At 31.3% G+C, this 17,190-nt stretch carries 28 protein-coding genes; 26 read left to right on the top strand and 2 right to left on the bottom strand.

Annotated features, from left to right (window positions below):
- Positions 1-253 precede the first annotated feature (253 nt).
- The 13 genes from R8495_RS00405 to R8495_RS00465 all read left to right on the top strand — a co-directional run bounded on the left by R8495_RS00405 (position 254) and on the right by R8495_RS00465 (position 6,858).
- Entirely contained in the window at positions 254-775 is a 522-nt protein-coding gene (locus R8495_RS00405; RefSeq protein ID WP_317635595.1) for a hypothetical protein, read from the top strand.
- A 360-nt stretch (positions 776-1,135) separates the two neighbouring features.
- The gene (locus R8495_RS00410; RefSeq protein WP_317635596.1) at positions 1,136-1,468 is read left to right on the top strand and encodes a hypothetical protein; all 333 of its coding nucleotides are present in this window, start codon (positions 1,136-1,138) and stop codon (positions 1,466-1,468) included.
- 89 nt (positions 1,469-1,557) lie between these two features.
- Complete coding sequence (locus R8495_RS00415) at positions 1,558-1,824, top strand: hypothetical protein (RefSeq protein ID WP_317635597.1); 267 nt, start codon at positions 1,558-1,560, stop codon at positions 1,822-1,824.
- A gap of 47 nt (positions 1,825-1,871) precedes the next feature.
- Positions 1,872-2,603, top strand: coding sequence for a hypothetical protein (locus R8495_RS00420; RefSeq protein WP_317635598.1), 732 nt, complete (start codon positions 1,872-1,874; stop codon positions 2,601-2,603).
- A gap of 50 nt (positions 2,604-2,653) precedes the next feature.
- Entirely contained in the window at positions 2,654-3,166 is a 513-nt protein-coding gene (locus R8495_RS00425) for a hypothetical protein (RefSeq protein WP_317635599.1), read from the top strand.
- Positions 3,147-3,377 carry a hypothetical protein gene (locus tag R8495_RS00430; protein ID WP_317635600.1) on the top strand — a complete coding sequence of 77 codons (231 nt, stop codon included), beginning with the start codon at positions 3,147-3,149 and terminating at the stop codon, positions 3,375-3,377. Before R8495_RS00425 ends, R8495_RS00430 begins: the two co-directional genes overlap by 20 nt.
- Before the next feature lie 11 nt (positions 3,378-3,388).
- Positions 3,389-4,144 (top strand): hypothetical protein, encoded by a 756-nt coding sequence (locus R8495_RS00435; RefSeq protein ID WP_317635601.1) that lies wholly within the window; start codon positions 3,389-3,391, stop codon positions 4,142-4,144.
- Positions 4,141-4,680 (top strand): Imm26 family immunity protein, encoded by a 540-nt coding sequence (locus R8495_RS00440; protein ID WP_317635602.1) that lies wholly within the window; start codon positions 4,141-4,143, stop codon positions 4,678-4,680. Before R8495_RS00435 ends, R8495_RS00440 begins: the two co-directional genes overlap by 4 nt.
- On the top strand, positions 4,664-4,945 hold the full coding sequence (locus R8495_RS00445; protein ID WP_317635603.1) for a hypothetical protein: 282 nt from the start codon (positions 4,664-4,666) through the stop codon (positions 4,943-4,945). Before R8495_RS00440 ends, R8495_RS00445 begins: the two co-directional genes overlap by 17 nt.
- Before the next feature lie 38 nt (positions 4,946-4,983).
- Positions 4,984-5,436, top strand: coding sequence for an SMI1/KNR4 family protein (locus R8495_RS00450; protein ID WP_317635604.1), 453 nt, complete (start codon positions 4,984-4,986; stop codon positions 5,434-5,436).
- 209 nt (positions 5,437-5,645) lie between these two features.
- On the top strand, positions 5,646-6,035 hold the full coding sequence (locus R8495_RS00455) for a hypothetical protein (protein ID WP_317635605.1): 390 nt from the start codon (positions 5,646-5,648) through the stop codon (positions 6,033-6,035).
- Positions 6,036-6,149: 114 nt separating this feature from the next.
- Complete coding sequence (locus R8495_RS00460) at positions 6,150-6,632, top strand: immunity 26/phosphotriesterase HocA family protein (protein WP_317635606.1); 483 nt, start codon at positions 6,150-6,152, stop codon at positions 6,630-6,632.
- A 70-nt stretch (positions 6,633-6,702) separates the two neighbouring features.
- Positions 6,703-6,858, top strand: a complete 156-nt coding sequence (locus tag R8495_RS00465; protein ID WP_317635607.1) for a hypothetical protein — start codon at positions 6,703-6,705, stop codon at positions 6,856-6,858.
- 726 nt (positions 6,859-7,584) lie between these two features.
- Here R8495_RS00465 and R8495_RS00470 read toward each other — a convergent pair.
- The gene (locus R8495_RS00470; RefSeq protein WP_317635608.1) at positions 7,585-8,454 is read right to left on the bottom strand and encodes a helix-turn-helix domain-containing protein; all 870 of its coding nucleotides are present in this window, start codon (positions 8,452-8,454) and stop codon (positions 7,585-7,587) included.
- A 124-nt stretch (positions 8,455-8,578) separates the two neighbouring features.
- On the opposite strand from R8495_RS00470, the gene R8495_RS00475 reads away from it, so the two are divergent.
- The 4 genes from R8495_RS00475 (at position 8,579) to R8495_RS00490 (ending at position 11,216) form a co-directional block, all read left to right on the top strand.
- Positions 8,579-9,808: an MFS transporter gene (locus R8495_RS00475; RefSeq protein WP_317635609.1), complete on the top strand. Its 1,230-nt coding sequence runs from the start codon at positions 8,579-8,581 to the stop codon at positions 9,806-9,808.
- Positions 9,809-10,149: 341 nt separating this feature from the next.
- On the top strand, positions 10,150-10,380 hold the full coding sequence (locus tag R8495_RS00480; RefSeq protein WP_317635610.1) for a hypothetical protein: 231 nt from the start codon (positions 10,150-10,152) through the stop codon (positions 10,378-10,380).
- A 94-nt stretch (positions 10,381-10,474) separates the two neighbouring features.
- Positions 10,475-10,786, top strand: a complete 312-nt coding sequence (locus R8495_RS00485) for a type II toxin-antitoxin system RelB/DinJ family antitoxin (RefSeq protein WP_317635611.1) — start codon at positions 10,475-10,477, stop codon at positions 10,784-10,786.
- A 55-nt stretch (positions 10,787-10,841) separates the two neighbouring features.
- Entirely contained in the window at positions 10,842-11,216 is a 375-nt protein-coding gene (locus R8495_RS00490; RefSeq protein WP_317635612.1) for an SMI1/KNR4 family protein, read from the top strand.
- 180 nt (positions 11,217-11,396) lie between these two features.
- On the opposite strand, the gene R8495_RS00495 is transcribed toward R8495_RS00490, so the two are convergent.
- The gene (locus tag R8495_RS00495; RefSeq protein WP_317636640.1) at positions 11,397-11,897 is read right to left on the bottom strand and encodes a type II toxin-antitoxin system PemK/MazF family toxin; all 501 of its coding nucleotides are present in this window, start codon (positions 11,895-11,897) and stop codon (positions 11,397-11,399) included.
- A gap of 82 nt (positions 11,898-11,979) precedes the next feature.
- Between R8495_RS00495 and R8495_RS00500 the strand changes: the two genes are divergently transcribed.
- The 9 genes from R8495_RS00500 to R8495_RS11115 all read left to right on the top strand — a co-directional run bounded on the left by R8495_RS00500 (position 11,980) and on the right by R8495_RS11115 (position 17,055).
- Entirely contained in the window at positions 11,980-12,387 is a 408-nt protein-coding gene (locus R8495_RS00500) for an SEL1-like repeat protein (protein ID WP_317635613.1), read from the top strand.
- A 4-nt stretch (positions 12,388-12,391) separates the two neighbouring features.
- Complete coding sequence (locus R8495_RS00505) at positions 12,392-12,670, top strand: hypothetical protein (RefSeq protein WP_317635614.1); 279 nt, start codon at positions 12,392-12,394, stop codon at positions 12,668-12,670.
- Between the two features lies 1 nt (position 12,671).
- Complete coding sequence (locus R8495_RS00510) at positions 12,672-12,896, top strand: hypothetical protein (protein WP_317635615.1); 225 nt, start codon at positions 12,672-12,674, stop codon at positions 12,894-12,896.
- A 398-nt stretch (positions 12,897-13,294) separates the two neighbouring features.
- Positions 13,295-13,555 (top strand): RHS repeat domain-containing protein, encoded by a 261-nt coding sequence (locus R8495_RS00515; RefSeq protein WP_317636641.1) that lies wholly within the window; start codon positions 13,295-13,297, stop codon positions 13,553-13,555.
- Positions 13,556-13,661: 106 nt separating this feature from the next.
- A complete protein-coding gene (locus tag R8495_RS00520) occupies positions 13,662-14,048 on the top strand; it encodes an Imm50 family immunity protein (protein WP_317635616.1) in 387 nt (128 codons plus the stop codon).
- A 444-nt stretch (positions 14,049-14,492) separates the two neighbouring features.
- On the top strand, positions 14,493-15,494 hold the full coding sequence (locus tag R8495_RS00525) for a pentapeptide repeat-containing protein (RefSeq protein ID WP_317635617.1): 1,002 nt from the start codon (positions 14,493-14,495) through the stop codon (positions 15,492-15,494).
- Between the two features lie 78 nt (positions 15,495-15,572).
- Positions 15,573-16,409: a hypothetical protein gene (locus R8495_RS00530; protein ID WP_317635618.1), complete on the top strand. Its 837-nt coding sequence runs from the start codon at positions 15,573-15,575 to the stop codon at positions 16,407-16,409.
- Positions 16,410-16,510: 101 nt separating this feature from the next.
- On the top strand, positions 16,511-16,813 hold the full coding sequence (locus R8495_RS00535; protein WP_317635619.1) for a hypothetical protein: 303 nt from the start codon (positions 16,511-16,513) through the stop codon (positions 16,811-16,813).
- 41 nt (positions 16,814-16,854) lie between these two features.
- The gene (locus tag R8495_RS11115; protein WP_425613277.1) at positions 16,855-17,055 is read left to right on the top strand and encodes a hypothetical protein; all 201 of its coding nucleotides are present in this window, start codon (positions 16,855-16,857) and stop codon (positions 17,053-17,055) included.
- Positions 17,056-17,190: the final 135 nt, after the last annotated feature.

Raw genomic sequence — 17,190 nt, forward strand, 5'->3', positions numbered from 1 at the left:
ATCGGGACATGAAAGCAGGAAAACTGTTTCTGAGTGGGCGTTTGATATTTATAATGATGATTCTTTAAGAATTTCAGACCCAATGATATCTAATTACTTGGAAATGTTAGGCGCGGTAGATTTACCATCCTCAGATAGAAACTACTTATATACTGAATCGGATTTTAGAGAATGGATAAGTGAATTAAATTGTTCTTGATTGCGTTAAACTGTAATTGATTTTCGTAAAAATCTATCATGAGGTGATAGCAAAATGTCCGTAAAAGAATCTCTCGATAATTACAAAAATAGCTTTGATAGGCGATCTAAAGCCTTTATTGAAGAATGTATTTCGTATGGTATGACAGAGAAAGAAGCCAAGATTTACGCAAAACAAAAAATACTTTCCGGTTCGGTAATAGATAAAATACCGACACTAGATATAGCTGTATATCAAAAAGTCTCCCCACAGTTGAACGAGAGGTTTTTGTATGCCGATTCGTGGGAAGATATCGGAGAAACATTTTTGAACGTTGAGGAGATGATCGAATTAGTCGGTAAACCGCACTTTAAAAGTTGGGTTACGTCTATGAGAGATAATTGGGAAGACTCTGCGCCAGCAATTTATCCTGACGAACAGTTATCAGTAATTTCTGTAATGAGTGAAGATGAGGGAGATTACACGCTTGCTGTGTGGGACAAGCCTTTAGAACCTGAGATCTGGAGATATTCAGGTCAAAGTGAGCAAAAGTTTAAAGATTTATTAGCTTGGCTAGACTGGTTAAATGGGGATTAACTAAGTTGTTCTAATAAAAAGATTGTAGGGAAAGCAAATGACTAATTCGAGATAGATAAAGTAATAAAAATTGATAATTTTAGAGTTATAAACACACGTCATTCTTATTAATGAGGTCAATAATTCAGGCTATTATTATGATGCTTATTCAAACAAAGTAGAAATGTCGCCAATCAGTCTCGATAACATTCATGATGATAGTATTCTTATCTGCCCTCAAAAAAGGATAGCATCATGACGGTTGGATATGGTTTTGTAAAATAAAAAAAGCAAATACTAGATAGATAAACAAACCTAAGGAAGAACAAAAGAAAAAGGTATTAAAATTTTTTGTTTTAAATAAAAATTCAGAGATAAGCTATGAAATATGTATATAGTGATGATAGAAGAAAAGATCAGTATTGGAAAGAATGCGAAAAAGAACATTCTCCTTTTATCGAATTAAGAAGGACTAGTAGTGAATATATCAATGTATTTTACGATGTAACTAATTATCAGATTGATCTTGATGAAATATCTAATAATATTAAAAGGTTTTATACAGCATATGTTGAATTTTTTATGATCGATCCTTCCGTGTACAAGGAATTGTATGATCAATATTATTTCTTTAATTTAGTGGTGAAAATTGAACATTCTGAATTTCTTGCGGAAAAATTATATGACTATCTTTTTTCACAATTAAATAAATGACAGCATTTGATGCGTAATGTAGAAAGCTTTTGTGATGACACCTACTCAAAAGAACCTGTCAGCCAAACCAAAAAGAGGAGGAAGTGTTAATGCAACAAAATAATATTATTTCAGACGAAGAATTGAATTTAATAAAAAAGCGTTGTGAAAAAACGACAAATGGACCATGGGTTTCCTACATTGAAGGAAGAGATCATACTTGTGGTTCCAATTTCATTATGACTGGAGGTGAAGATATTGAACTTCTCGGGGCAACAGTAGAAGATCAGGAATTTATAGCTCATGCAAAGCAAGATATACCTAAATTAATTAATGAAATAAAACGATTAAAAAGGCTAATCGAAAATACTCAATAAAATTGGAAAAATTCCTTTTAATCTTTAAATAAGTATAGGTAATTTATATGTCCCACATTAGATTTTTTTACTCAAATAAAGGATTATTAAACTCGTTAAAGAAAGAGTTTAATAACGAATCCAATAAAGATTTGAATGCAAAAAAGAATATTTTACAATTAGACTTTTGTTTAGATTATCCATTAGAATCATTGAAAGAAGAGTCTTTGGACTATTTTATTCAATCGTGCAATAAGTGTGAAAATGCCAAAGAGTTTTCGTCTTTAGAGTACTTTGATTTATTGGATTCTATATTTTTCCTGGTGGCTTCTAATTTTAATTTTGAAACTGAAAGCACGATGCTGTTTGATTCTTTAAATGCATTACGTAATACGATTAAAATAAATGATGATGACGAATTAAAAAATTATTCAAAGATATACCTACTTATATTAGTAGATTATTTGTTAAATAAAAATTTCGATAAAAATATAATATTGGATAATAAAAACGTCTTAGAGAACCTTTTCGATCAATTTAAAGGGCTAATAGATGCCGATTGTAAAAAGTTATATGATGTTGTTGCTGTGGATTTAACCAATATCAATAGAATGAAATCATTATATTTGGATGATGATAAAAGCTCTAAAACAAATGGCTATCAAGATTTTAGCAATATGTATGCAACTATAGGAAAAATCACATTTTGGAAAATGTTGGGGTTAGGTATAGATGATGAAATTATTAATGAAAAATTCATGGACGAATTTAACAAGAGCTTTAGCTTTTTTAATTTTTAAATACCAATCTTGAGAATATCCTCAAGCAACAAAATTTTAAGGAATATACGATGTTAATTAATTCAAAAATCGTAGTAGTAAGAAATAACCCGGATTTAGATACCGATTTTTTTCTATCATTTATTTGGGGCGGTAATTCATCGATAGTAAAATTATCTAACTCCCAAAAAATAAATATCAGTTCAGAGCCTTGGATTAGCGATAATTCTGATATTTTTGGATTTGATATTAATAACTATTTATGCAATTTAGAGTTATATGTTCCCACATCGAACAAAAAAATATTTCTAAATGAAAGAAAAAAGTGCATTGGCACACTAGCTGTTAAAGAAAATACAGATGCAGGTTTGATCTTACCTCCCAATAAATTGCGTTATTTTGATCCAATTTCAAGATCGCTAGTTTGTACAAAATATGGTTTATCTCAAGAGATGGCTATCGATCTTGTTGAAATCAAGAGTGATTTTTTCCTGCTATTTAATGAAGATTCTTATTCAGGCTTTATGCTAAAAAATCCGTTGAGTTATTTAACTAGTCATGAAAATGGAAAAACCAGATTATAAAACTGAACCAAATTCAGATGAATATAAATTAATAGATACTTATTTCGAAATAATGTCAGATAATAATCTTGAAAAATTTAATGGTGATATGAGTCCACTTGTTGAAAGTTTAGACAAAACAATTACACCCAACTTGAGCTGTATTAAAAGTAGTTTTAGGAAAAAAATAATTGCAGATTCTATAAATGATTTATTAGATTATTATTTGTAGTGGGGTATATCATGAGCGTAGGAATTGCTTTATACAATACAGATGGTCTTACAGCATTAAACGCATATGAAATAGGCGAATTTATTTTTGATCGATTGCACATTAACATTACTACTGCTTCTTATTACAAACCTTTACCTAATGGAGATCATACTTCCCAAGGAATTACAGCAAAGGGATTACTTAAAAAATTAGAGCAGAATAATGAATTACAATTCGGCTTATATTGTATTGAGAATAATGAAACTATCGCTACCTTTTATCATATTACTAAGGAATTCGGTAGTTTTTATAATTTAAATATGCAATATGCGCATAAAATTGAGAATCAAAAACAATTTATGGTAGAACTGGCGAAAAAAGTCACTGAGTTTATAGATTTTCCTTATGGAATATCATTCGAATTAAATGATATGTTCGAAACGTATTTTTATACAGAAGGCGAAATTTTTTATTCAGTTTATAAGTATGAATCGCCTAACACTTGGAATCGAGAAACGCCAGGAAGATTTAAAGGCTCTGCTAGATATAAAGAGTCAATGCTCCGAATGATATACAAGTTTAATATTATCAATGATAGACATCTTGAGATAAAACTTAATAATGCGATCTCCTTGAGGGATTGGATTTTATCAGACACTAAACACGGCGAGTTAACTAAAATAAATAATAAACTTTGGCTGTGGAGTGTAGATAATAATCAATTGGATCATATTAATAAAGTCTGCGGGGAGGCAGGGATTCTTATATCTTGGCGTGAGGCATGAAAAAGAAAAGAATCGACTATGAAGGAATGCGATTAATGGACAAAGTTAAAGTTAGACCAGGGGAAATATACGCTATTCCTCTATTTCTACCTACTGAAGATATTAAGGAGAATTTAAAAAATTATAAAAAGGAAAAATTTGAAAATAGAGGTAGAGAATTTGCCTATTGCAGAATTATTAAAGATAAAGTTGGAAGTGGTATATTTGTCGAGGTATTTAATAAAGTAGGGACACTGCAAGAAGATTTTCAATCCATTATAAACTCTCGTAGACTATTTCCACCAATATCTATATCAGGATTAGGAATTTTAAAAGGAAGATGGAAAAAAATTTATACGCAAAGGGATTATGATCCAGAAAAAGATTCTAGTTTATCAAAAATTCAATTAGTGCTGGGCAGGGGAGAAGATTCAAGGTTATGGCAGAATGGAATTGAAAAACAAATTAGTGAAATTGAAGCGAATAATTATGAACGATGGATTGTTTGGACTCCAACTCAATTAGAAATGAGGATAAAGAATGGATTGTTCAAATAACCTAAAATTGCAAAGTAATCCTTCTGTTATAATAGAATCTCTAGAATCAAAGAAATATATCTTTAATCTGGCACTAAGTAAAATACCGAACTCATTCGCAGAAGCAGTTGTTGACATTTTCCTTGAGGATAATGATTTTTTTATTGATGAAATTAGTTTAATTAGCTGCGTAAAAAATGGGACTTTAGGATTGAGAGAAAGTGTCCTGTATAGAAATAATGTACCAGAATACATTCGAGATTTTATATTGTTATCTGATTATTGATTTATATTACCCAGTGACTTTAAAAGGTAGGCATTGTTATGAACATATTAAACACCAATGGTGTTATAAGTGAAAAAGATATCGAAAATTTTGAGAAAAAAATTGGACGAATTCTTCCAAAGGAGTATAGAGATTTTTTAAAAGAATATAATGGAGGGACTTTAGAAAGTAAAAATGTCTTTTGCTTTTATGATAAAAATAGAGAGAAAAAAGATAAGTCTACATTACGGCTTTTAGGATATTTAGGTAAGAAAAACAGAAGTGATACAGATCATTTGTCTTATTTATATGGGATGTTTTCACAGCGAATGCCCAAAGGGTATATTCCAATTGGTCGAGATCCTGGTGGTAATTTAATTTTAATAAATTTAGACTCGGGAAAAATTTATTTTTGGGACCACGAGTTTGAGCCGGAAGAAGATGAGTTAGATACCAGAAATATTTATTATATAAATGATGGATTTAATGATTTTATTGAATGTCTAGAATAATGCATTTACAGGTTGAGTTTTGAAAATACTGCTTGACTCACTTCTTGAAGAGAAAATAATCATTAGTATTTTTTTGGCGAAAAGACAGGTAATTGGAATAACACGTTGGGTCATGATTCTATTGATCTATAGAAAGTAGTAAAGGAAAAAACAATGGTAACAACTAATGATGTAAGAAGTTTTATTAGAACAGAATTTTATGTCAATTATTGAGTAGAGTTATCTCAACTTTGCAGTTAGATGTTGACGATGAAGAACCATCCAGCCAGGCGTTTAACATTGAAGCTAATTGTATAAATAAATCTAAGATCGAGTTAGATAGATTAATGGAACTAGATGCAGATGAAGTTGATAAGTTTATTCAATTCGTTAATATGAAATTATTAAATATTAAAGAGTACCCTGACGAATATAATGATAACGGGGATGTTTTAATAGAAAAACTACCTTTTTATAAAACATTCTTAGTTAGCTATCTCATCGAATTCTTTTTTCTAAAAAATGATCCAAAGGGATTAGATGTTTATTTAAAAGCAATACGGGTGCCTGGTCTTAAAAAGTATTCCGCTGGACTAAAAGATATTTATCGTCAACTGTAATGGAGTGAAGTCGGAAAGATATTGTAAACTTTCTGGCTTTATTTATCATTTGATTATATCAGAGCACAATAATTTTAAAGATAAGACGGTCAGTTTCGGTGAGGAGAGATGATTATGAGTGATTACAAATTTTGGGGTTGGAATAAAAAGCCGAGAACAATGCTTCGCTTTGTGAAAGCAGGGGATATATTTTGCTTTAAATTGGATGAAGATAAATATTGTTTTGGTCGAATTATAACTTTAATGACCGTTGGACATCTCTCTGAATTATTTACTGTAATTAAAAATTCTCCTGAAATAACTGAACTAGAAATTGCTAATGCAAAGAGAATTATTGAACCAATTATACTAGATACATATTCTTTATTTGATAAGAAGTTAGAAAATGGAAGTGATTGGAGAATTATTGGTCATCAGGAAAATTACGTTCCAGTGAATTTAGACGGTATCTATTTTGCATTTGGAATAGATGATTTCTGTAAAAAGCAAGATTGTTACGGAAACGTTTTTCCTATTTCGGAAAAGGAATGGAAAGTACTTCCTAAATTATCACCTAAGGGGGATTTTGACATCAAAAAACAGTTGGGATTAGATTGATCAATTGATGTGAACGTTATGATAGGATTAAGAATTATCCATTTTATGTCGGTAGGGAGTATGGGTAGCAATGAACAATATTGTTATAAGTTTAGATGCGGATATCATACCTGGTAAGTCTATTGGTGGGATTCCATTAGGGAATAATGCGGACGATTTCAGCCGCGTCAAGGGTCTGGAAGGCAAAAAAAACTATAGTACAAATAGTTTAAAGAACATAACATGAATTCTAATAATGAGCGCATAGATTTATCGGGAACAGAAGCGATTGATGTTTATCTGAAATCGAATATATATTAATTTCTTAAAAAATATTTCGGATTATTATTTTTGTGTGAGTGCTACATTAAATTAGGGATTTATGGGATATTGATATTTGTGGCAAAATGTGTCCTTGACATTTATTGTAATAAATGAGTGGGAAGAAACGGCTGCATCTTTTGCCATCATTTTGATAAGCTCGAAAACATGGAAGCACGAGGACTTCGTCATCAACACATACCAGCTTGTGAAACTTCGAAGTATGGAGCTCAAGAATCTTTTGAAAATGGATTTTCAAAAAGAAAGACCTCCAGTTGCCACTACTCAAGGCAAAATCGCAGGCTTTATCTAGGTTTTTCAGCTCAATGAAAGCTTGGTCTATTTTCATTGCAGAGAGTGGCAACATTTTATGCAAACCGTGGCAACCTTCATTGCCGTACTCATCTAGATAAAATAAAAACGTTGATAAAAGCTAAAATCCAACTTAGATTTTGACTTCTTCAACGTTTTTTTGAGACCCGTTTGTAACAACGGTCTTTAATTAAGGCTATAAACCTTTGTTTAAGCAAATCATCAACCGGTAATGATGATGATAATAATATCAAATAGAGACATCTTTATATCATCCTATAATCTATCTTACATTTCTAAGTATATATTCTTTCTACAGATAGTCTTAAAAATGTCGTATTTAAAATTTTTTAGTCAAATATGACTTCTCAGAGATAAATTTTATTATTTTTTCGCTATAATTATCCATCCCCATAAATTTAAAGCTTTGGGCTGCAGATTTACAGTTTTTTAAATGGATGGGATCATTAATCTTGTGGAAGGTTACTAGGTTTTCATATACATATATCGATGTTTTATAAAACAGCAAAGCGGGTTTGGAAGGGATTTTATGAGAAGCTTCAATAAAGTAAAAGCAGTCATCTTCTTCACATTTCTCGATCGATAGGTTTAAGATGTTCGCTATTATTGCAAGCAGAATTTCTTGCACTTTTGGATCATACGAATTAATATTTCTTTCAATTGCTCTTTTCGAGATGATAATATTGTCATCTAAATCGTAGAACGGCATGAAGTTACAGTATAAAATTAGACCAGCTTTATCCATGTCGGAAATACTAAAAATAAGTTCCTTTACGGAGTCCACCTTTTCTTTTCCAAAGGAGTCTAAAGAGTTATTCATAACCGAGATTAATCCATCAATGAAGAGTAGATAATCGTTTTTATAACTTTCATTACTTTTATCAATTTTCAATCTTACTTTTATAAGTTCATCAACGTTATTGTCATAATAAGCTTCAACTATCTGTTGTTTTAGCGCTTGTTTTGCGTCATAAACATATTTGCTTTTATAATCTAATTCACTAAAGAAATCTAAAACAGAAACGTTATTTTTCTTCAATATTCTAATAAGATCCTCAGCGGATATGTGGTGCATATCTTTTTCGACCTTGGAATAATACGAGGTACTTATCACATCTTCTGCCCACTCTTTTTGAGTTTTAGTTTGTAAAATGCGATACTTTTTTAGCAAATCTCCTATTGTTGGCATCGTAACCACCTCTCCCACAATTGTACATCAACAGACATTCGAATACGACATTTTTAAAAAAAATCCGGCAAAACAGATATAACTATCTTATCGGTAGTTAATTTAGCTTAAGGAGTAATACTAAATGGACGTATTTATACAAAACAAAAATTTTAGGAAATTTTCAATAGCAAGCATTTTATCTAGTGCAGGAGATATTCTATTTTATTTAGCCTTTATGACTTATGCTTCTAAATTTAAGAATTATTCCCTAGCATTATCGCTAATTGCAATTTCAGAGTCTTTACCAAAAGTTTTATATAGTTTAGGTGGATATTTTGCAGATAAAACAAAAAGCAAGATAAATGGATTAATAAAGTTAGCGATAGCCAGAAGTATCTTATATTTTGTGGTGGGAGTTTTGTTTGCGCAAAACATTAAAGGTTGGAATTTAATTTTAATTGTAATAGCTATAAACTTTCTTTCAGATTTGTTAGGGATCTACTCTAGTGGTTTAATCTCTCCAGTAATTGTTGATATTGTGGGTCAAGATGAAATGGCAGAAGCAACCGGTTTTAATAGCGGAATTAATCAGATAATATCAACTATCGCTCAATTCATCGGGTCTGGCTTACTTCTTTTTATGTCATATTCGTCTTTAGCAGTAATTAATGCAATTACGTTTTTAATCGCCGGAATATTGTTCGCAATAGTAGGACATCAAATCAACAAGAGTAGTCTTTGTAACGATAGCGCCAAAATAAACAACAGAAATTTTTTCAAAACAATCCGATATTCAATAAAACAAGTGAAAAAGGAGAATGGATTGATAACAAACGTTTTAGTTTTAGCACTATTAAATGGCGTTTTAGGAAGTATTGAGCCGTTAACATCAATAGTCGTTGCTGCAAATAGAAAGTCAATGATCTTATTTAATTACACGTTTACAATTGCAATTATCGGATCTTTACTTGCTATCGGTGCTTCATTGGGAGGCATATTCGGTCCGAAAGTATTAAAAAAAGTCCCATTGATAAGCCTTTCAGTTGTTACCGCGATAGTTGGTGCTCTAACTATAGTTGGTTTGATTTCCAAAAATATTTTTTTATGTCTGCCAATACTGTGTTTATTGGGTTTGTGTGTTGGAACGATGGCTCCAAAATTAACCCAATGGCTTGTCAAATCTGTGGATAGAACGGTTTTATCTTCGTCAATAGGTTTACTTAATACAATTTTAGTAATCGTGGCTCCAATAATGGTAACAATTCTTACTACAATATCAGCGGCATCAACTATTAACTACGCTTTGTATTGCGACTTAGCTGTTTGTTTTTTAGTTTTAATCGTCACTGTAAGAGTAAGAATTAAGAAATGAATATAGTTAAAAAATCCGAATACAGCTGGTTTATAAATGACTTGGTTACATTTTCTAGATTTTAGAATGATTATTAATGAAATTTAAAAATATTTCAGTTGTTTTTAAGTCTAGATTTTAAAATGTTTGGTAAAAAAACTTCGCCGGCTTGGTCAATTTCCTTCGCCGCCTTCACCCGGATGTCGTACCTTAATTAACAATATGCCGTAAGCAGGACAAAATTTAATCATAACGTTCTTGATTATCAAGTGAAGTTTATGGAAGTAAGTTCAATCAATGAAATGAAATCTTGGTAATGGTAAAGTAGAGTTCGGAAAAAATTATTCAGGAGTATTAATAATATGCTTGTCAAAGGAAATCTTTACTCAATAAACGATATCATTTCTTATATGAAAGATAGTGATAAACGTGATGATAATTTTTCTCTATACGGAGAATCAGATGAAGACTTACAAAGCAATAACAGTTATTACGTTGACGACTTTCCAAGCGTAGACGATAACGGGAAAGAAGTTTATCCCCCGCATTCCTTTGAAACATCGGTCAAGGTAAATGTACACCATCATTTATGATATTTCACAAGAATTAGATTAATGGTTGCTATATGATTGCTGTTTACTGCTTTTTGCAATATACTTATAACAAATAATTTGGAGGTACAAATTCATGCAAAATACAAGCAAAAGAACAGAAAGCATTTACGCTCGGGTAACTCCTGAATTAAAACGGCAGGCAGAGGAAGTATTAAATCAATTACAAATCCCAATGACTACAGCAATAAATATGTTTTTACAACAAGTAGTAAATACAAATGAAATTCCTTTTAAAGTAAAAACTGCTAAAAAACCCTTGGATTTAAACTCTCTCAGCAAAGACGAGTTTAACCAAGAGATCCAAAAAGGGATTGACGACTTAGCTGAAGGAAGGACCTATACTCTAGAAGAAGTAAAAGCCAAGATCTTCGGAGACGGAAAATAATTTATAGTGCAGGTGTGTCTACAAATTTTGGTATTTAATAGATGATTGGAGCGTTATGAATAGAGATGCAATTGAACAAATAGATTTTATAGAACAAAAGTTAGATATTAAATTTCCGGATTTATATAAAAAATTTCTAGTAGAAGAAATTCAGGATAGTCTTTCTTATGAAATTATAGATAAAGATGGGTTTGATATATATTTATATTCTTATATGGATATTCTCGAGAGAAATGAAACAAACCAAATTCAGCCGTTTGAACCAGATTATTTTTTGATCGGACAAGATGGCGATATCGGGTATTTTGTTTATGTTAAAAAAGGTAGCGAAAAGGATACTATTTATAGCCTTGATCTTGGGGCTTTGGGCAGTCTTGATATGGAAGAAGCAGCGGATAATATATATGATTTAAGAACTAATCAAATGTAGTTCGGAAAAAATACCTGGCTTAAAACTACAAAATGCTAAGGTCGATGTTAACCAAAATCGGTGCGATTTCTTGGGAGGACTAATGCCAACAACTTATATTTATAATACTTATATATGGAAAGTATAAATTATGGGAGCGTTGGAAGCAGTTTTTCGTATTATCTTTATAAAGACAAACTTTTAGATCAGATTGACGTTCAGCAAAAAGTTCATAATAAAGCTGATATTACCCATATAAAGTTTACTTTGAATATGAAGTTTTGACCAAAATAATAGATCGACATCCCAATGGTTACGAGGAGCAGCGATATCCATAAAATTTGAGGAGTTAGGCAACACGAAATAAAACACACTTTCAACTGGTGGTCGATATTTCCAGTGTGAGGAACTAATTGAGTAGTTGATCGCGACCGAATTAAAAACGTCTGCTTCAGCGACCGTCAAAAATTTGGCTTTGCGGATACGCCAGTCTAATGTTTGAATCAGAGTCGTTGCTACAACACACGGAACCTGCAAATTTGTGATTGGGACTTCTGTTAGAGCTCCTCGAATACTGGTGCTGATGGGGCAGCAAATCATCAAACCGGTATTTTTATTATATCTTTCGTCACTTAATACAAGTGCTGGACGATTTTTGCCAATTTCTTTACCTTTTGTTGGTTCGAAATCAAGCAATACGATATAGTTACGTCTTGAAAATTAATAGGTAAATTCTGAATCGGAGATAGAGAGTAATTCATCGGCATGAGCATTGATTTTATCCATGTCTTCTAATAAATCTTCCTCTAATATTTATTTTTATTTGGATTTTTTTCATAAAAATAATCAGGCGAAAGAGACCATCCATATTACAACAGCATCTCCTGGACTAGGTTTAATAGATCTATGTTTAGGCGTTTTAAAATGGAAAAATGAACACGTTGTGTTGTTATATCAGAATAACAAAAGAGATTATTGGGAAATAAATATAACGACTAAAGAAACTGACTTTATATATGAACCTGCCATATCGGGAAATCCGCATGGGCAATATAATCTTGCTATAAGTTATTTAGAGGGAAAATTAGGGCTTTCTAACAATATGGAAAAAGCTATATTTTGGCTTAATAAGTCGGCAGATCAAGGATTTTCCAAAGCAATAAAATTGCGTAATAAACTCAGAGGCGGTTAGTTGAATGTTAGATTTTTCATATTTATCTGATACTGATGGAAGTAAACCTTCTCTGGCACTCAAAGATAAAACAATTCAATTGTTAGAAGATGCTTTTTTAGATTTGAAAGAAAAAACAGGGATTTATATTGATCCATATGGGAAAACAAGAATTTATCCGGCGTATCAAAAGATTTTGCTTGATTACTTATCCGATAATAAAGATGAAGAAATAAAAAAATTAGTAACATTTTTTGCTGAATCAATTTGCCAAGATGAAGTAATAGTTGCTGATGGTGATTGAAATGGATATAAATAAATTAGTAAGTAGAGAGAATTTTTATTTTTCAGACTGCATCTTTATAAGAAATGAGGGATTGTTTAGTTATTCTTTGGCAAAAGATATGTTAGTTATCAAGAATGAGGTGCCTATTGATGAAGACGATTTAACCGACATATTTGCAAATGTTACGATTAATCATAATGGAGCTGTTTACGTGGCAGGAGAAAGTGCTACTCACGGTTCTTGAGGCTTCTTTTATAAAAAAACGAATGAAATTATCGATTGGATGTTAATGAGTCTGGAATCAGATCCATTTATAGAAATTAAGTGTCATAACAATACAGTGGCTTTTTTATCAAGCAATGCTTCTACTTGGACTATTTCGGATGATGATATTTTAAATATCAAAATAAGGAAAAATTAGGATTGATCCGTTGTAACTTTCAGAATGCTAAATTTAAATAAAAAATATTTCGAAAATGCTACGTTTTCTTTTTGAACTTGCCACAAAGTGATAGTATTTTTTCGCCAATAGCTTTAAAGCATGCAAGTTGCATGATGTTTATTGTTTGTACGCCAATCAACAAAAACTACCATACCGACCAGATTGGAATACCGCTAGACTTAACTAATTAACAAGGCACGATTGTATGGCAAGCTAACTACAAAGCATGGGGCGAAATTGAAAGTTGTAGAATTAACGACATAGAACAAAACCTACGCTACCAAGGACAATACTTTGATGAAGAGACTGAGTTACATTACAATACCTTTAGGTATTATGATTCGCAGGTAGGAAGATTTACTACTCAAGATCCGATAGGATTGATCCACTTGGTTGGTGTGGAAATACAACGCCAAGTAAGAAAATCACTTATCAAGGAAAAAGTAGAAGGATGCATTTAGACAGGCAAAGCGAGAGTTATGGGGCAAATCCCCATTTTAATGTCAGGTCGATTGAAAATACTAGAACCGGAAATCTCTGGCAATTATATTTTAGCAAAGGAATACTATGAATATTATTGATCAGATTCAACGTAATATATTTCTAGAAAAAATTTTTCCAGAAGGCTTGGATAGTAATTTGTTAATAGGTAATTTAGATTTAAGGCTAGATGGCAATCTATTAGTTGACATACACACTCTTCAAAAACCTCATATAGAAATTCCAAAATGGGGTATATGGAACAAAGATTATAATGTTATAGTGATAAAAATACTATGTAGCGGGCTTAGTGACATGCATATTACCAATTGGATGGGCAATAAGTTTTCGGGAGTAAATTTTATTTATAAAAATAACCGCTATATTATAAGTTCAAAAGAAGCAAATAGTTCTGTAAGTATTACTTGTAGTGGACTTATATTTCAAGAATGCAGTACATATATTATGGAATAAAGTATGAATAATTTTTTTCAAGATTTAACGGATTTTTTTGGTGTTGACACCTTAGATAAAATGTAGTGGAGTTTAGGAAAAACATATTAGCTTCATTCAGGAAACCTTTTATTAAGAAAGATATCACAACTAATGGTCCTTTATGGAACCCCCAACGGATTAATGAAATAATCCTTGATAAAAATACTCAGGGCTATATTTTTGTCGATGGACAAGATATATATATATTTCATACTTCTTGGGAAAAATTTGCAAATTACTTGCAGTATAGACAGGATGGCATATACCCAGCTGTTTATTTTATTGATGAAAATTTTACTTCTTGTTTTGGTGAGAATGGAGAGCGAGGCTCCATGAAACCTGTATATATTTATATAGGACTGAAGAGCTAACAACTTTGGGTATTATATGTGGTAAAAGGAAAATATCTGGACAAAGTTATTGATGAAAAAGCAAATGGAAATCAATCTTGAAAAACTATTAAATTCACTAGATGAGCTTGTCACAAATTTGTCTAAAGGTGGAAAAAATGAACAGGCTAAATATTTCTCTAACAAAATTAAGCAGATAAAAAGTTCTTCCGAAGATCCGCATAATGTGGATTTGATCCTTCAAGAGTTAATTGCATGCCGAGCAATGGCACAATATGGTAATTTTTCTCATATTGAGGAAAAATACTTGGACGAAGTTATTGATGATGCGATCGCTTGTTCGGCTTTTAACCTTAATGAAATGATAACTGCAGGAGCACAACTGAGAAAAAGGGAAATTAAAGACAGTACGGTTAAGAACCAGATATGTCCAAACTTGACCTTCTGGCAATCGGTAATTAAGAACTGTTCATTCAAAGATACTGATCTTTCAGGGATTGGTTTCTTTGAAAAATGTATTGTTGAAGATTCCGTTTTTGAAAAAGTCAGTTTTAATTCTGCTGCATTGGTAAGTGTTGCTTTTAGAAATTGTCATTTTGTGAATTGTGATTTTAGGAGCGTGTATTTTGATACCAGCGTTTTTGAGAATGTGATTTTTGAGAAGTGTAAGATTATTGACACGGAAATTAATCCAAAAAATCTCAAAAATGTAACTTACATCGGTAAGTTGACGGATGCTAGATTTATTTCACGAACTCCTGACACGAAATTATTAGTAGATTTTAGCAATTGTAAATTGGATTTTGTTAGTTTTGAAAACTGCGATTTAACACATGTAAAACCACCTATTGATAAAAATTGTATCTTCATAAAAGATTTAAAATCAAAGTCAGTTAAAGCGTTAAGGGAACTTCAAAGCTGGCCAGAGACCAGCATAAAAAAGGTGATCGTTAGACGGATTAATTATTACTCCAAACAAAATGAGTACATTTTTAATGTGAATAATTTTATTGAAATTGAAGGAAAAGAAGTTGCCAAACAGTTCTTTAAATTATTAGGTTATGAATGTGTTTGAATATAAGCGTTGTTTAGAGCTTTTCTTGTAAAGAATGATGTAAAACGTAATTCTAAATCTGGCAAAGGAACAAAAAAGATGTCAATGAATCAAATAATTGATCCAAAAGCGAAAAAAATATTAATGCAATATGATCCTAATTTTCCGGAACAGACTTCTAAAGAGAACTTTGAATATGCTAAAGCTAAAGGGCTGATGTTTGACACGGAGGAGTTAACTCACGATCAGATAAATTCGTGGGCATTTCTTGAATTCAAGAGATGTAATAAAGAAAGTGTTGTAAATTCTTTTTTATATGGACTAGGACATAACATAGCCTGTTGTCGATCCGCTATTTCTGCATATGCAATTATGACACATTTTCCTCCGCATGATTATTTATATAAAGATGAATTCATTTTTTGTGCCATTTGCACTATTTACCCTAAACAAAAGGTTGATTATTCGTTCTTAAATGCTTGTCGGTTCACAGGGAGTCTAGTTTCTGGGAAGCCTGACGAATTAGCTTTTTATCTTCAGCAACATAACGAAGAGCCAATTTTAAACAATACTCCTACTGAGTCAGATATTCATACATTTGTGGCAATACTGCATATCATTGATAACTGTGATGATAACACGACGCCAACAATTTTTAGAAAGTTATTACGTAAATTAAGCCCAATTAAGTTTTCAGTAGAAGAAGTCAATGCTCTGATAGATACTTTAGGATATTGTGGCATTTTGCAAACTACAGAGCATCAGGGATTTATTTACCATTTCCCAGGTTATCTTACTCCAAGGAAAACACGTAGTTCTGATTGGGCATATCCAGTAGACTTTTGGACCAGAAAAAATGGGATCAATACGGATGCATTAAATTATTGGTTTAGCCATTATCCTATCATAGCCAATTGGAAGTCTAAAAATGTATAACTAGATAAAGTTACAAAACAGTTCTTTATGTGGTGTTGAGGGTGGCTAACAACCTAAATGCAAATTAATATAACGATGTGACAAAGAGGGGCACAAATATTATGCATTTTCAATTATCTGAATATTATAAAAGAGAAACATGTTTCTTTTATAACGAAAAAAATATAGCTCCATTTTATGAATTTGATGAACGTGCATCTGAAAACAATGGCACTATTTTTTATTCAGTCGATAAAATAGATAGTTATATCAATCAATATGATATTTTACCCACCTCTGGACCATTATTAGTTAGTAAACAATTTTTAGACTCATTTTCAAAACTAATAGAAACCGAGATGGAATATTTTCCAGCCATTATAACGGATGATAAAGGAATATCTAATACAATTTTTTTGCATTAAAATTAAATAATATTATTCCTTGTTTTGATTATGAGAACTCTATTTATGAAGAAGAAGATTATGATGATGGAGATCCACCTAGTTTAGAGATTATAGAATTAAAAATTCTGAATAACTTTTTAAAAGACTTTTCAATAGTCAGAATGTTAGAAGATCCGTCTGTTATTATAGTTTCCAATAATTTTAAAAAAATCTGTGAGACAAACAAACTAAAAGGATTTGATTTTATAGCTTTAAATTAAATAAGGGTACAATAATTGAAAGGGAAATCGAGATATTACAGTCGATAATATTATATATAAGCAACGGTCAAAACGACTTATTAAACAAAATGACGAATTTAAGCATTTAACAGTACGAGGATTTTGATATCAAAA

Origin of the sequence: Xylocopilactobacillus apicola (genome assembly GCF_033095985.1) — a bacterium.
GTDB classification, from domain to species: domain Bacteria; phylum Bacillota; class Bacilli; order Lactobacillales; family Lactobacillaceae; genus Xylocopilactobacillus; species Xylocopilactobacillus apicola.